The following is a 14,460-nucleotide window of genomic DNA, read 5'->3' on the forward strand; positions in this document are numbered from 1 at the left end:
AATTCCTGCTGAGGGTGCCTGTGCTCAGATTTTAAGATTTCTAGTTGCCGGATCACTTGTATGTTGTGAATTTTGAAACTACCACTATCTGAAAGCCGCCCGATTGGATGAATTTCCTTCAGTCTTTTAGACTCTCCCTTTGCATAACTGCAGGATACAACTAAAAAAAATTAACGCCAGCTTCCAGACTAGCTGTGAATGCCTCAGCAATATCTTGTTCGGTATTTTTTTTAACGTAGCCAACGCTTTCTTTTGCCAAGGCCAGTGTTCCTATACCCATGGCAGGGAACCAGCGCAGATATACTTTCCTTACGGCTTTCATACATCCAAAAAAAATCACAAAAATTTGCGCAGTTGATTGACTGCATTATATTTGCAGTCAATCAACTGCATAAAATGGAAGCACGTAGAGATATATTTCAGGCAATAGCAGATCCGACACGTAGGGCAATAATTGGTTTGCTGGCGCTTCAGGCAATGACACCAGGGACAATTGCAGAGAATTTTGATTCTTCAAGACAAACAATTTCAAAGCATATTCAGATTTTGACAGAATGCCAGCTTGTAAGACAAGAGCAAAAAGGACGTGAAATTTACTATCACTTCAATCCGCAAAAAATGAGAGAAGTGTCAGACTGGGTAGACCAATACCGGAAATTCTGGGACAACAAATTTGACTCATTGGAAAACTATCTGGCAAGCATCCAAGAAAAGAAAATCTAGAACGATGAGCAGCTACAATACATTCAGACAAGAAGGTAACACCCTTATTCATACCAGGATTTTTGATGCCCCTAGAGAATTGGTTTGGGAGGTGTGGACAACCCCTGAACATATAAGAGAGTGGTGGGGGCCAGACGGTTTTTCGCTGACTACTAAATCAATGACTGTAGAATCCGGTAAGACATGGGATTTTATAATGCACGGTATGGGACGGGATTGGGATAACAGAATAGAGTATGTAGAGGTTAAAAAACCTTCGCTGTTGACCTATAGACATTCTGGTGCAGAAAGCGAAGAGTATAATTTCACAGTCTCAGTTTTTTTTGAAGAAGTCGAAGGAAAAACATTAGTGACAATGAAGTCAGTATTTAAATCAAAAGCAATTATAGACGAATTAAACAGGAAGGTAAATGCCATTGAAGGTGGTAAGCAGACTTTAAACCGACTTGAAAAATATCTTAAAAATAGTAGTTGGCAGTAAACATTAGACACTATACAAAATAGAAAAGCATGAGAAAAATAATTTCATTTATGCACGTTTCCCTTGACGGGTTTGTAGCTGGGCCGAGCGGAGAAATGGACTGGATTAAAGTTGACCAGGAAATTTTTGATTATGTAGCTCAGCGTATCAACAAAGGTGACACCGCGTTATATGGACGGAGGACTTATCAGATGATGGAAAGTTACTGGCCTACTGCTGGAGACAAGCCGACAGCAACCAAACACGACATTGAGCATTCTAAGTGGTATAACAACGTCCACAAAATTGTTTTATCTAAGACAATTGATCCTGATAGCTATCGGGAAACCAACACCACAATTATCAGTGACAATCTTCCCGACAGCCTTAATGAAATAAAGCAGCAGACGGGCGAGGACATCCTGCTTTTTGGCAGTCCGACGGCAACACACTCACTGATTCGGCAAAACTTAATCGACGGCTACTGGTTATTTGTAAATCCTGTTATTCTTGGACAAGGCATTCCGTTGTTTGTAGACATTAAAGACAAAATTAAACTTAAGCTTTTGCCTGCTACGCAACAATTTACCGCTGGGGTAACTGCATTGAATTATGTAGTGGACAGAAAATAACTCAAGAGTTTCAGCCCGGCTTCAACTTTGCTGCAACCTGCTAGGGACGTACCGGGCGATTGGCCGTTAATCTTACACTCATTGCCAGGGACGGCTGAAAAAAACGGACAAAAGTTAACTATTAAATAAAATGACAAAAATCATCGCAAGTCCCAACTGCGGGAACTCACCCAAAATGGCTTTTCTAAAAGAATTCAACATTGCATTTGCCAAGGGAGACGTGAAATTCCTTGTCGATAGTGTGACCGAAGATATTGTCTGGAATATTGTAGGTGATAGGAAAATTACGGGAAAGGAAAATTTTGCGGATGAATTGGAGAAAATGAAAACAAAGAAAGCGACTGAACTAGCGTTTGACCAGATCTTATCCCACGGAAAAGAAGGAGCCGTAAATGGAACAATGAAAATGCAGACTGGGAAAAAATACGCGTTTTCAGACTTTTACCAGTTCAACGGGGCAAAAGGTGCGAAAATCAAAGCAATTACATCCTATGTGATTGAAATAGAATAACTATCAGGTATGCGTGAAATAGCAACAATAAAAAATAAAAAACTGCTTCCTGGATGGTAAACACCGGTGTGCCGGTGCTTCACCTCTTATCGACCACTGGCTTCCAAACAGATAAACAAAAAAATAAGGCTACTGGAAAAGTAGCGGGTAATCCTATTAAAAATCCATAACTATGAGAAAAGCAAAAGTTACAAGCGGATTGACCGTATCTCTTGACGGGTACGGTGCCGGTACTAATCAAAGCTTTGAAAAGCCATTTGGAGATAATTTCGATGCAAATTTGTTGGATCGTTGGATGTTTTCTGAGCCGGAAAAGCATAAACATAAAAAAGAAATAGATGCCATTCTTGATGCTGGAGCATATATCATGGGCAGTAACATGTTTGGTCCCAAAGACAAAAGAGGGATGTCCGAATGGAAAGGATGGTGGGGAAACAATCCTCCCTACCATGCGCCGGTTTTTGTACTATCCCACCATGAACGCGCGCCAGTGGAAATGGAAGGAGGGACAGTATTTCATTTTGTGACTGATGGTATTCACTCAGCATTTAAAAAGGCAGAGGAGGCTGCGGGAAACAGGAATATAAAGATCATGGGAGGAGCAAACACAATCAATCAGTATTTAAGTGCTGGTCTCATTGATGAATTGTGGCTACATATCGTCCCTGTTACTATCGGTTCTGGCTCAAAGCTTTTTGAAGGGGTGAAAGATCTAAAACTCAAACCGGTTCAGATAAGCGGATCCAGCGTAGTGACACACATTAAATACGAGGTTTTGAAATAAAATAAACCGTCCAAAGGGAATCCGTCACAGGCTTTACTGTCATCTTTTCCGGACTGTATTGCAGCAATTCCACCACCGCCTGTTCCCAAATCGCACAGTCTTTTGTTCCGCCTGAAATTCTGGATAACTTTGTGATATTTAGGAGCACCCTAAGATCGACTGTTAAGAAAATGTCCTGTAGGGCTAATCCTTTCGTGGGCACAGGTAGCCATGAAGAGTGTGCCTGGGGGATGAGTTTTTCAGGTTAGGGTAAAATTCTTTTGAGTGCCATGATTGGTAATAAGGTATATAGTTATAGAAAAACATGATGAAGGAAATTGAAGAATTTTTTAGTGCATACAAAAATGCAGTCTGGCAAAAAAATGCATCCGCTTTACTGAAGCTTTATGATGCTGAGGTAGTTCAATTCGATATGTGGGACAGGGGCTACTATAGTACCTTACAGGAATGGGCACCAGAAATTGGGAACTGGTTAGGCTCTTTGGGGGAGGAAAAAGTGAAAGTTGATTTTGAAATGATAAAAATTCGACAATCTGATTCAATTGGATTTGCAAGCGGATTGATAAAATTTCAGGCAATTTCCTCTCAAGGTACGATACTCAGAAGTATGAAAAATAGGATTACAATCGGATTTTCAAGGTTTGAGGAGGGGTGGAAAGTGGTTCATCAACATATATCGGCCCCGGTGGCTTCTGAGAACCTTACTGCTATACTGGATTTGTAAGAAGACGTTCAAAAGGAAGTAATAAATTATAGTTTAAGGTAAGGTGAAGGGAAAGCAAAAAGTCAGTTTGGTCCTGATATTGTAAAAATAATACCTGGAAATCCAGAAATGCACCAGTTCCGTGTTTCTCCAGAATCTCCCTGCCATCGGCGTTTCTGGTGGGTAGGAGGATATCCTTTTCTGCATTCAGCAGATCCTCCAGAGGCTTAGCATTAACCGATGAATTTGTGAGGAATTTCAAGACAGACAAATCTGAAAATTATACTGGCAAAACAAAATGGATGAAATATAGCCATCGCTTATTACCCAGACTGGTGACAAAAATTTCTATACCCTCTAGTTGAATCATTCCTTGAATTTGTTATTCTGTTTTGGCTTCTCCGCGCATCATCGGCATGTAGTTCACCGACAGTAATTCCTTACTTGCTGTTATTTAATTGTCCTGCTAAAATATTTCCAGAAATTGTTTTTTTATGGAGTGTACTCCATTCTTAATTTTATCACGACAGAAGATATCATGGTAATTAATCCAATACTAAGTATTGAATTATCAACACCAAAAAAGTCAGCTATTAAGCCCGTCAAAATTGCACCTATTGCATAACCCAAATCCCGCCACAATCTGAACACACCGATGCTATTGGCCCGTTGCTCGGGGTGGGTATTATCTGCAATTGCTGCAAGAAATGTTGGATAGACCACCGCTGTACCTATCCCTAATAGTGTACTCAAAATTGCGAATTGGCTAAATGTGGTAGCAAATACCATGGTGATAATGGCTATACCTTGGATTAGCATACCCCAAAACAGCATGGATTTTTTTGCCAAAATATCAGCTAGCTTACCGGTGACCAGTTGGCCTAGGCCCCAGATTACCGGATAAATAGCTGCCATTTTTCCAATTTCAGCCATACTAAAACCTTTACTTGCCAGGAGTATCGGGAAAAGCCCCCAGATCATCCCATCATTCAGATTGTTGACTAATCCCGCCTGAGTAATAGAACCAAGATTCGGATTTGACCAAGTGGTTTCACGAAATACATTTTTTAGCTTTTTGACATGGCTTGATTTGGTCTCCGAATTGACATGATGTACCGTGTCCGTTACAAGAAAATAGCTCGCCAAAAGACCTGTCACTGCAAACCCAATCCCCAAGTAAAACGGATAGGGGCGAATCCCATATTCTGAGGCTATCCACCCAGTGAGAAAAGCAACGATACCCACGGCCAAGTAACCTGCTGATTCATTCAATCCCATGGCCAGACCCCTGTTCCTATCACCCACCAAGTCGATTTTCATCACTACTGTACTTGACCATGTCAATCCCTGGTTGATTCCCAATAAAATATTTGCCGCTATGATCCAGTTCCAGTTTGTAGCATAGATCAGGATAAGCGGAACCGGAAGTCCAATCAGCCAACCAATCACCAATAGGTTCTTTCGCCCAATCCTATTGGCAAAAGCGCCAGTGTAATAGTTGGTAATGGCTTTGGATATTCCGAATACCACAATAAAGGACAGGATTGCAGATTTGCCAGCTATGCCAAAATCGGCTTCTGCAATCTGTGGCAGAATGGTTCGCTCCAAGCCTATCATACCGCCAACGAAGCCATTGATGACGACCAGTAATGTGAACTGCTTCCAGTTCTCTTTTAACCCTAATCTAGCTTCCATGGCCTCTTATGATATGGCACAACGATTGGCCCCTGCTTCAAGATCAACAGGATTTACATCTGTAAAATCTCCTGTTATGTTCTTCTCCACAATCTTCAGGTAGTTTTCGGGTGGGTTAGGAATCCTTTTCAGCAAAGACTGGACGAACTCTTGCTCACTTTCTTTGAGCAATGGTGTGTTTTTCACCACCTCTCTCAGTACGGATTGTATTGGTTGATGATCAAAAGCTATCGGTTGGCTGCTGTGGCCTGGCATTACAATGATTGATTGGTCTAAACGTATAAGTTTTTGAATGGAATGAAAAAGTAAAGATGCTTTCTTCTTTGCTTCTTCCTTGTCCGCTTTCAGATCAGGTCTTCCTACACCGTCGGTAAATAAGGTGTCTCCCGTTAAGATTACTTTGTCATCAATCAAGTAACCGGTGCTCTCCAATGTGTGGCCTGGGGTATGAATGGCTTTAACCTTTATGCCCCCTATCCTAAATTCCTGTCCATCAGCAATAGGGGTGAAGGGGAAACGCTGCTTGTCATTGGATGGAAAAGAAGGTTTTATTCCATATTTTCCGGCCAGTTCTTTTGTTCTACTCAGATGATCTGCATGAATATGTGTGTCTGCGACATAGCTGAGGGAAAGCCCTTTCTGATTTAGAAATTCTTTATAAACCTCTATAGGCAAAGAAGCGTCAATAACCATTGCTTCCTGATCTGAAATGACCATATAGGAAAGACAGCCCTTTCCGGTACGTCTAAATTGGATAATTTCAAAATCCTCAAAAGCTAAGGAAGCTGTGTTCCAGGCAAGGCTCCAACTTTTCATTCCTCCTTGCAGGTTGTAAGTTTCATATCCAGAGGCCTGAAGCATTTCGGCTGCTATGGAACTGGTTTTTCCCCCTGCACAGACAGTGACTACAGGAATGGTTTTATCAAAGTTTACTGACTTTAAAGCATCAGGATTGTTCTTTTTCAGGTCAGTATAAGCGTCTATATGGATGCTGCCCGGGATTTTCCATTCCTCTCTTTCACTGGTTGTCCTGACGTCCAGGACAGTCACTTTTTTGCCTGCATCCAGCCAAGCTCTTAATGTATTGGTATTGATCTCTTGTTGTGCCATTGTATTGTCAATTCCATACAAAGGACGGAGTACCCAAAGCCAATCTCTTTTACATTTGTTAAATAATCAGGAGATTGCCGCTCTGATTCGGCTTAGGCTAACCTGGGTTATTCCCAGATAGGAAGCGATATGCTTTAAGGGGATTTCCCGGACTACTGCAGGTGATTTTTTAATGAGGGCCTGGTATCTTTCTTCTGCAGTATGAAATTGCAGACTTTCAAGTCTGTTGATGGCATCAACATAAGATCGTTCCACTATTTTTCTAAACAGTCTTTCTACCTCATGATGCTTCTCAAATAATTCAAAAAGTGGGGTGGCCGGTATGGCAATAAAAGTTGTATCGCTTATAGCCTGAATGGCTTTGTGGCTTGGTCTCCCTGTAAAGAGACTCTCAGCTCTGATAATCATATCGTTTTCGAAGGCAAAGTACTCAGTGACATCCTTATCTTCTTTAAAATAATTTATTCTTGCAGTTCCTTCTACCACAAAGTAGATAGTCCGGCAAGTCTGACCTATGGATTGAAGATTGTTGTTTTTTTTGATGTGGAGCGTTGAGCACAAATTCTTTATAGCCTCCTTTGCTTTTTCAGAAATAGGGGAGATGGCAGATAAGTAGTTTAGAAATTTATTGAGCTGTTCCATCGGTATAATTTGAAATTACCAAGCATCCGTAATGCTCTTTAAATCTTGGTCCCCTGTCTTTGCTGATGTCTTCTTCTTCTTCTTCTTCAATTCATATCAATTCAAAATAACCATCATACTTATGGGGCTTAGTTCGCTTGATGACTTCCTTAAATTTAGAAAATTCTAAGAGTTGATCCGCCCCCAGTTTATCCTTAACTGCGATTTCATTCAGCCCCATTTTGATTGTTTTGAGGAAAAGATTATAGGTGCAACTTTACAATTTCTTTTTTAATAACAGTGAAGTTTTCCTCATCAATCTAAAATTTTCATGTTGATAAAGGAATAGGTTCTTTCCATAAATCTTGCCTCCTTAGTTGATTTATCTATTTTGGCAGACAGGCAAGCATACATACTTAGCTGTATGATTAGATTGTATAGGGTTGCCTTATCCAGTTATAAAGGAGAATGAAAAATGCGGAGTTTTTTAAAGATGATGATTTGAACAATTCCTGGCAATCAGGTAAAATCCTTTCTGAAAAGACACCCAAAAATTTCGTGTATAATCTTATGGACAGCTAAAGCATATTCTATAAAAAGGGGTTGTTGGTCAAGTTAATTCCCTTGCTGCGGCTCGTATGGAATAGCTGGTTGGCGTATAGTCAAATAGATCTTTTTTCCGTAACCCATTTTTTAATTTTAAAGGGAGCGGTGCTTTTGATTTCACTTTTAAAGAACCTGGCTACCGGGCATTTTCAATTCTATTGATTTTCAAAAAGACCAAAATTCGTTTTTCAAGCAGATTGAAGACAAGTCCTCCCATAATAAAAACAGAAGCCCAAAGTTTCCAGGCTGACAATTCCTCCCCCAAGAAAAACGCTGAACTGATAAAGCCAACAACAGGGATCAGTAATGTAAAAGGAACTACTATCGAAGTTGAATAGGATTTTAGAAGGTAACCCCAGATCCCATATCCAAGATGCGTAGAGAAATAAACTACGTAAGCAATAGCTCCGACAGTTGCCCAGGAAATGTTCTGGGCCGAGCTTACAATCACCGAAGGGCCATCTATTAAAAGGGAAGCTACAGCCATAAAAGGCAGCGCAACGAGATTACCCCACACGACAAGGGCGAGGGGTGATTGGGCGGCCACTTTTTTGGTAAACATATTACCTGAAGCCCAGGCTAAAGCCGCTAACAATGTCAGAATTAAGCCAATAAAAGTAGCATTGCCATTTACATTGCTAACAACAATACCAATACCCATAAAGGAAATCAAGGAGCCGAGAATTTTACCTAAACTGGGTTTTTCCTGAAAGAAAAGGAACGCCAACCCAATTGAGAAAAATACTTGAATCTGGAGAAGGAGTGAGGATAATCCTGGTGATATTCCAAGGTAAATACCACTAAATAGTAATCCAAACTGCAACGCAAAGTTAAAAATGCCAAAACCGATAATATGCTTTAAAGGAGACCTAGGTCTGGGAAGAAGAAAAACAAAAGGAAATGCTGAGAGCGCAAAGCGGATAGTGCAAAAGAGGAATGGAGGAAGATCCTTCAATCCTACATAGATGGCGATGAAATTTAGTCCCCAGACCACAACGGTCAGGAGTGTTAAAAGGAGGTGTTTAAAAGAAAGGCTTTGTGAGATATTCATTCACTGGTGATTGAAAGACGTAGTATTGGTTTTCTAATCAGATTTTCCACTGATTTTTGACGTGCCGGTGGCCCGGTTTGTCGGTTTTGATTTCAGGTAGCAACATAGCAGCTATTGTCATCGTTCCTTCTGCCAAGCCGTAAAGGGTAAACTTCATTATTCAGGACTAAGGCTGCAAATGTCGCAATAATTGGTTCTGAACGGTATGTATTCGCAACTTTAATTAATTCGAAATTTTACCTTTGCCAGCTTAACAGCTGGCCAGGCTATCTCAATTGCGCACAGTTTTTCTTTGATTATATTTTCTTTTTGCCATAATAATCCTAAACCTAAAATCATCGAAAAATAAACTTACCATTAAAACTATAGCTGGAATAATCAATGTATTTAGTTTAAGTCCCATTCTTGAATATAAAAATCCACCAACTAATCCACCAAGAAAGAAGAATGAAATTATGATAATCCTCAGTTTTATAGTAGCTTTAATTTTATCTTTATCCTTGTATGTTTTTGGGAAAAATAGTTGGGATAACTCAATTCCAAGATCGGTGAATAAACCAGTTAAATGTGTTGTTCTAACGATCGCATTAGATATTTTTGTCACAAGCGAATTTTGAAGTCCCATTGCAAATAACAGGGCACTAACAATCAGATTAGGAGATTCTATTTGAAATATGTAAACCGCAATTGGAATTGAAATGAGTATTAGGAACTCAATTATAGTTGGCAGGACGAAAACATTTAATTTTTTATTTTCTTTGAATTTTTCAATTAAAAAACTCGATAAAAATGAGCCAAGGAGAAACGAAAAAATATAAAGAAAATAAATTGTTCCTTTCCAAACATCAAATTCGGCAACATCATTTATAAAGAGTGCAAAATGTCCTGTTACGTTAGTTGTCAGTTGTTTAAATTCCAAAAAACCTGAAACATTCACAATTCCTGCTACAAAGGATAAGATTGTGGCGATGCGCAAATTATGGTTAAATGTTCTGCTTTTCCCTTGATGTCGAAACATTTATTCTCATTTAGAGGTCTTTGAAAAATGCACACAATCACAACGTGAGCCTTCAATGGCGAAGATAAGGTAAAGCGATGGCCGTTCCAACGCGTGAAATGCGAAGCATTCATGAATTCGGTTTGTTGCTAGAATTCTTTTTATGATAAAGCCAATTAAATGCAGGGGTAAGTTACCCGTAAACAGGAATGCCCAAGCAAGGGAGGGTTCATGGAATGCTGTGGCATTTTGTGACCTTCCAGTTTTAAAATGTCGGCGTGCATGCACCTTTGCCGACCAACCAAAAGTAGTCAATGGAAAATACCACTCTTAGGAATCAACCTTTTTTAAAACAGTTCCATGATTGGTTTTTATCCGACAAAGTGCATCTTAATTGTCAAGTAAAAAACATGATTTGATCTAAAAACAGAAAAGTCACTGTAAAAAATCAGGCTTTGGTCGGAGTGGCATCGTTTGAATCTAAGTATTTAATTTGCTGATATACAATAATATATCTTTTGTATTTTTCTTTAGATAATCCTATAGGGAGAAATTAGCTGCAAATGATGTAGCTAATTTATTTTACAGTAATTTAATGATGTTGTCTGGCTTTTTTAGCAATGAAATCAAAAATAGACCAAAACCATTATGTTTATAAGAGTTCTTGAAACAGGGCTGATTTCGAATTTCAATACTAGGGAAAACAAGCACTGGTTTTTTCAATTAAACAAAAGCAAGGCAACCTATTTTAAAGGCGATTTCACTGGGCCCCTAGGTGCTTTATAAATATAATTATAGCCGAAATGCTGTACCTACCTTAAAATGAGAATGCCCAGTTGTGTGTTATTACGCAATCGTTAGGAGTCTTAAAGATTCTTATAGCATTAATTGTACATTATTCTTTCTCTAAGTAAGAAAATAACAGAGGTGTTTGCTATAAACACCCCCGTCTTGTATGAAATCAAGTAGATTGCGATAGTTGATTGATTACCTGTTCAGCGTCATAGTTGGCCGCCGGTGTTGCAAAAGCTATGTTAAGACGATTGGCAACATTAATAAATCCTACGGAAAGAGCTAAATCCAACAGTTCGGTTTCTGAAAAATGTTTAGCAGCTTCATCGTAAACGCTATCGGGAACGTTGTTTTCATGCAGCAAGGTCAACGCTTCCGCCCATGCTAATGCAGCTCTTTCCTTCGCTGAAAAAAGCGGCGTTTCCCGCCAAGCATTCAAAAGGAACAGACGCTGTGAAGACTCACCCTGCGAAATCAGCTCTTTACTGTGCATATCCAGACAAACTGCGCAACCATTAATTTGTGATACCCGGAAGGAAACAAGTTCAATAAGCTCCTTTTTTAGCGGGGATTGGTCTAGATGCTTTTTTACACCAAAAAGTGGCTTCATCATACTGCTTCCCTTTTCAATAAGATTCAATCGTTTTTTCATGTTGATTCGTTTAAAGGTTTTTACTATTTTGATGTATAGGCAAATGAGTGTGCCTGAAGGTGACAGAATAATGGATTTTTTTTGAATAAATTTTCCGTCAGGTTCATGTGCGGCTTTCCTGTAGAAGAGCTTTTATTAATAGAACCTCCCAGATAAGCTTTAGTCGGCGGTAAAAAAACCTAAAGCATTGGATTAGCGTAGTATCGCCGGGACCCGTGTCTGAACGGCATTAATTATTTTAAATAAATGGACATCCTTCAGAATTACCAAAAGAAGCTTTTTCCATTCGCCTATAATATACTTGGCAGTGTGGATGATGCGTTTGACGTAATACAGGACGTTGTCGTGAATTTTTTGGAGGGTAATCGGGATCATATTTCCAATGAGTCGGCCTATCTGATAAAAGGCGTGATAAATAAATCCATAAACCTGAAAAAAAGATCCAGGAAAACAGTGGGTGACTTTAACTGGTTGCCCGAGCCCATAGGCACCGAAAATACAGATCATTCGATTGCCACGAAAGAAATTATCTCATATTCAATGCTGGTACTACTTGAGTATCTTAGCCCAAGGGAAAGGGCGGTCTTTATCTTAAAAAATGTATTCGACTACTCCCACAAGGAAATTGCGGAAGTGTTTTCAATTTCCGTTGACAACTCAAAACAACTGTTACATCGTGCAAAGAAGACGTTGAACAATCAGGGCGGTGATCTAAGCCTGAAAGGTTTTACATCGAATGATTTGTTGTCAAAATATGTCGAAGTGATTAAGAGCGGTGATGTCAAAAAACTTGAGGAAATGTTGTCGGAGAATATTATCACTCATGGCGAAGGTGGTGGAAAACCAGGACAGGCGCTTATATCAATCTTTGGGGCTAGCGACGTTGCCGCCCTGCTAATCCAAACCTTTGAACTGCACCTTAGGAAATTCCGTAATCAGTTTAGTGATGTAAATAATTCACCTGCCATTCTTTATTATGCAGGTTCGAAACTGATAGCCTGCCAGATTTTTGAAATAGAACAAGAGTCAGGTAAAATTACAAACATGTATTTCGTCGCCGGTAGGAAAAAGTTAAAGGGAATATTGGGTAGCGGACATTTGCATGCCGGTGGTAAACCGGTACAAGAATAGAAGGTTGAAAGACCTTTAGTAGGCCAGGTATTTATATTGACAAATTGGGGCTAAACTTCAGTGCCGTTCAATGGTTCAACCATTGAATCTGTATTCTTCTGGCAATTTGATTGGAGGGAGAGGTAAAAGGGAAACATTCCTCTGGAAATTTATTGCTCTCGGATGATTAGAAAATGGAACTATTTGAGTTCTTCATTAACCATTTCGCCAAGTCTTTTAACTTGACTGACATTGCTAAAACAGCACCCGAATGATTTTAAGGAGAATTTGAAGCTTTTGGGGAGGTTATTTAAATCTCGTTAAGGCCTGATTTCACAATGGTTCCGTAAGGATCCGCAATTCATGCTTGGGTGATGGCCGCAGATGACTTATGTATAGCCTAACTATTTGGTGAACCCTAAAAGGAGAATTCAAGGTAATTATCTTATTGAATTCAAACATTTAAAGTGGCTGGTTTAATAGATGGAAGCAATTTGCAGGATAACACCTGAGAGCGGGCGGAGATCGTTGCCCTTCAGGAACTGAATATGGTCAGTTTCAGTCTGGATAGGAACCGTTTGCCAAATTGAGAGGAATGTATATTGCTTTTTAGTAAAGGGATAGATTACATGGGCGAGTATCAATCTGCTATCGAAGTCATTGATCCTTGGGGTATCAATTCGCGGGATAAAACTTAGTGCGTTATAACTATAAAGGCTAGCCCGCAACTGGCTAGCCTTTACTATTTCAGGGTTACGTAGCGTTGTTGAACGCTACGTAACCGGTGAATTTACTTTAAAGTAATCAGTAGGGTTGGACATTTATCGTGGCAGGTTGGCCGGCAACAGTTCCTGAAAGGCCTTGACCACCAGTGGCCCCTTTACCTCCCCCTGCTCCTGTACTTCCATCGCCATTGTGTTTACCTCCGGATCCTTTACCTCCTCCGCTTCCTCCATTTCCTCCAGGACCGCCATTTCCTCCTGAACCGGCAGGGGCTTGAAGCTTTTGGGGGAAAACTTTGGAAATATCTCCTGAAGGAACCAATACAGTAATATTAGCAGCTGCATCTACAGCGTTTCCTCCCTGACCACCCTGGCCGCCCGGTCCTCCCTGTCCACCGGAATTTCCATTGCCTGCTCCCGAGCCCGTACATCCGCAGGTTGCCCCGTTTCCGCCTTTACCTCCGTTTCCACCAGTTCCCCCTTTTCCTCCAATGCCCCCTTGACCTCCGGTGCCCGAACGGGTTAATATGGTTAGGGAAGCAGCATTAAGGGCGGTAGTTATGGTGATTTCTGCCATTTGACTTGGTAGTCCCTGTGATCCCGTATAACCTGTACCGCCAGTACCTCCTTTATTGCCCGGACTTCCATTTTGTCCGGAATCCCCCGCTATTCCGGCGCTGGAACAATTGCCGTTTTTTCCTCCGGAGCCATTTCCTCCGGTTGTTCCTGTTTCCCCTGTATTCCCTACACCACCGGTGGCTCCGAGGATATTGAAGTCTCCATAACCTGAGGGTGCAGAACCATTTCTGACCAAGGTATCACAGGTGAACTGAAGTGGGGTATTCTGTATGGTGATGTAGGCCTGGTCATTCATCGTTACCGTACCATAGTTCAAAATCACGGGACTTTGTGAGGTGCCTAGATCATTTCTTCCGTTAAACGTATGATCCTCAGCTGATACCGCAGTTAATTCCATAGGGAATGCCTGGCTGAGCAAAGCTGTATCCCCCTCATTTAATGGGGTGTCGCCGAATAAGTAATTGTTTACACGTTGTAAAAAATCATCGTTGGCATTCCCTTTCGCTGCTTTCCCAAACAGATTCTGTGTCCTGGAAAGCTTTTCCTCCGGCGTGCCGCCGTTGTCAAAAATTTCTTTTAGACGTTCTATGGAAGGAACGCTTATTTTTGAAGCAATGGACTCACCTTTTTTCAAGGCTGTTGCTGAGTGCCCGAGTTTTTCAGAGCGGGCAAAGAAATCGAGTTTTTTCATTTGTACTTTGTTTAGAGTTAA

General features: G+C 40.5%; 15 protein-coding genes. 7 read left to right on the forward strand and 8 right to left on the reverse strand.

Annotation, left to right across the window (positions count from 1 at the left end; translation table 11 throughout):
- Nucleotides 1-396 precede the first annotated feature (396 nt).
- The 6 genes from AS141_RS11570 (at nt 397) to AS141_RS11595 (ending at nt 3,834) form a co-directional block, all read left to right on the forward strand.
- Nucleotides 397-723: an ArsR/SmtB family transcription factor gene (locus AS141_RS11570; protein ID WP_057937819.1), complete on the forward strand. Its 327-nt coding sequence runs from the start codon at nt 397-399 to the stop codon at nt 721-723.
- Nucleotides 724-727: 4 nt separating this feature from the next.
- On the forward strand, nt 728-1,204 hold the full coding sequence (locus AS141_RS11575) for an SRPBCC domain-containing protein (protein WP_057937820.1): 477 nt from the start codon (nt 728-730) through the stop codon (nt 1,202-1,204).
- A gap of 29 nt (nt 1,205-1,233) precedes the next feature.
- A complete protein-coding gene (locus AS141_RS11580; protein ID WP_057937821.1) occupies nt 1,234-1,815 on the forward strand; it encodes a dihydrofolate reductase family protein in 582 nt (193 codons plus the stop codon).
- Between the two features lie 130 nt (nt 1,816-1,945).
- Nucleotides 1,946-2,326, forward strand: coding sequence for a nuclear transport factor 2 family protein (locus AS141_RS11585; RefSeq protein WP_057937822.1), 381 nt, complete (start codon nt 1,946-1,948; stop codon nt 2,324-2,326).
- Between the two features lie 172 nt (nt 2,327-2,498).
- On the forward strand, nt 2,499-3,110 hold the full coding sequence (locus tag AS141_RS11590; protein ID WP_057937823.1) for a dihydrofolate reductase family protein: 612 nt from the start codon (nt 2,499-2,501) through the stop codon (nt 3,108-3,110).
- A gap of 304 nt (nt 3,111-3,414) precedes the next feature.
- Nucleotides 3,415-3,834: a YybH family protein gene (locus AS141_RS11595; protein ID WP_232424876.1), complete on the forward strand. Its 420-nt coding sequence runs from the start codon at nt 3,415-3,417 to the stop codon at nt 3,832-3,834.
- Here AS141_RS11595 and AS141_RS11600 read toward each other — a convergent pair.
- The 7 genes from AS141_RS11600 to AS141_RS11630 form a co-directional block, all read right to left on the reverse strand.
- The gene (locus tag AS141_RS11600) at nt 3,818-4,075 is read right to left on the reverse strand and encodes a hypothetical protein (RefSeq protein WP_157243443.1); all 258 of its coding nucleotides are present in this window, start codon (nt 4,073-4,075) and stop codon (nt 3,818-3,820) included. The genes AS141_RS11595 and AS141_RS11600 overlap by 17 nt on opposite strands.
- Nucleotides 4,076-4,305: 230 nt before the next feature.
- On the reverse strand, nt 4,306-5,508 hold the full coding sequence (locus tag AS141_RS11605) for an MFS transporter (protein WP_057937825.1): 1,203 nt from the start codon (nt 5,506-5,508) through the stop codon (nt 4,306-4,308).
- Nucleotides 5,509-5,514: 6 nt separating this feature from the next.
- Complete coding sequence (locus AS141_RS11610; protein ID WP_057937826.1) at nt 5,515-6,618, reverse strand: MBL fold metallo-hydrolase; 1,104 nt, start codon at nt 6,616-6,618, stop codon at nt 5,515-5,517.
- Nucleotides 6,619-6,684: 66 nt separating this feature from the next.
- Nucleotides 6,685-7,260 carry a Crp/Fnr family transcriptional regulator gene (locus AS141_RS11615; protein WP_057937827.1) on the reverse strand — a complete coding sequence of 192 codons (576 nt, stop codon included), beginning with the start codon at nt 7,258-7,260 and terminating at the stop codon, nt 6,685-6,687.
- Between the two features lie 721 nt (nt 7,261-7,981).
- On the reverse strand, nt 7,982-8,896 hold the full coding sequence (locus tag AS141_RS11620) for an EamA family transporter (protein ID WP_057937828.1): 915 nt from the start codon (nt 8,894-8,896) through the stop codon (nt 7,982-7,984).
- Between the two features lie 271 nt (nt 8,897-9,167).
- Nucleotides 9,168-9,914 carry a YoaK family protein gene (locus AS141_RS11625; protein WP_057937829.1) on the reverse strand — a complete coding sequence of 249 codons (747 nt, stop codon included), beginning with the start codon at nt 9,912-9,914 and terminating at the stop codon, nt 9,168-9,170.
- Between the two features lie 940 nt (nt 9,915-10,854).
- Nucleotides 10,855-11,337 carry a carboxymuconolactone decarboxylase family protein gene (locus AS141_RS11630; protein ID WP_057937830.1) on the reverse strand — a complete coding sequence of 161 codons (483 nt, stop codon included), beginning with the start codon at nt 11,335-11,337 and terminating at the stop codon, nt 10,855-10,857.
- A gap of 246 nt (nt 11,338-11,583) precedes the next feature.
- On the opposite strand from AS141_RS11630, the gene AS141_RS11635 reads away from it, so the two are divergent.
- Nucleotides 11,584-12,468 carry a sigma-70 family RNA polymerase sigma factor gene (locus AS141_RS11635; RefSeq protein WP_057937831.1) on the forward strand — a complete coding sequence of 295 codons (885 nt, stop codon included), beginning with the start codon at nt 11,584-11,586 and terminating at the stop codon, nt 12,466-12,468.
- 783 nt (nt 12,469-13,251) lie between these two features.
- Here the strand turns inward: AS141_RS11635 and AS141_RS11640 are convergent.
- Nucleotides 13,252-14,439, reverse strand: a complete 1,188-nt coding sequence (locus AS141_RS11640) for a hypothetical protein (RefSeq protein ID WP_057937832.1) — start codon at nt 14,437-14,439, stop codon at nt 13,252-13,254.
- Nucleotides 14,440-14,460: the final 21 nt, after the last annotated feature.

It is taken from the genome of Algoriphagus resistens, assembly GCF_001442615.1.
Classification (GTDB): domain Bacteria; phylum Bacteroidota; class Bacteroidia; order Cytophagales; family Cyclobacteriaceae; genus Algoriphagus; species Algoriphagus resistens.

Coding starts and splice junctions, on each gene's coding strand:
- AS141_RS11570 (WP_057937819.1), top strand. CDS start 397: ATGGAAGCACGTAGAGATATATTTCAGGCAATAGCAGATCCGACACGT.
- AS141_RS11595 (WP_232424876.1), top strand. CDS start 3,415: ATGATGAAGGAAATTGAAGAATTTTTTAGTGCATACAAAAATGCAGTC.
- AS141_RS11605 (WP_057937825.1), bottom strand. CDS start 5,508: ATGGAAGCTAGATTAGGGTTAAAAGAGAACTGGAAGCAGTTCACATTA.
- AS141_RS11580 (WP_057937821.1), top strand. CDS start 1,234: ATGAGAAAAATAATTTCATTTATGCACGTTTCCCTTGACGGGTTTGTA.
- AS141_RS11610 (WP_057937826.1), bottom strand. CDS start 6,618: ATGGCACAACAAGAGATCAATACCAATACATTAAGAGCTTGGCTGGAT.
- AS141_RS11625 (WP_057937829.1), bottom strand. CDS start 9,914: ATGTTTCGACATCAAGGGAAAAGCAGAACATTTAACCATAATTTGCGC.
- AS141_RS11620 (WP_057937828.1), bottom strand. CDS start 8,896: ATGAATATCTCACAAAGCCTTTCTTTTAAACACCTCCTTTTAACACTC.
- AS141_RS11640 (WP_057937832.1), bottom strand. CDS start 14,439: ATGAAAAAACTCGATTTCTTTGCCCGCTCTGAAAAACTCGGGCACTCA.
- AS141_RS11615 (WP_057937827.1), bottom strand. CDS start 7,260: ATGGAACAGCTCAATAAATTTCTAAACTACTTATCTGCCATCTCCCCT.
- AS141_RS11630 (WP_057937830.1), bottom strand. CDS start 11,337: ATGAAAAAACGATTGAATCTTATTGAAAAGGGAAGCAGTATGATGAAG.
- AS141_RS11590 (WP_057937823.1), top strand. CDS start 2,499: ATGAGAAAAGCAAAAGTTACAAGCGGATTGACCGTATCTCTTGACGGG.
- AS141_RS11635 (WP_057937831.1), top strand. CDS start 11,584: ATGGACATCCTTCAGAATTACCAAAAGAAGCTTTTTCCATTCGCCTAT.
- AS141_RS11585 (WP_057937822.1), top strand. CDS start 1,946: ATGACAAAAATCATCGCAAGTCCCAACTGCGGGAACTCACCCAAAATG.
- AS141_RS11575 (WP_057937820.1), top strand. CDS start 728: ATGAGCAGCTACAATACATTCAGACAAGAAGGTAACACCCTTATTCAT.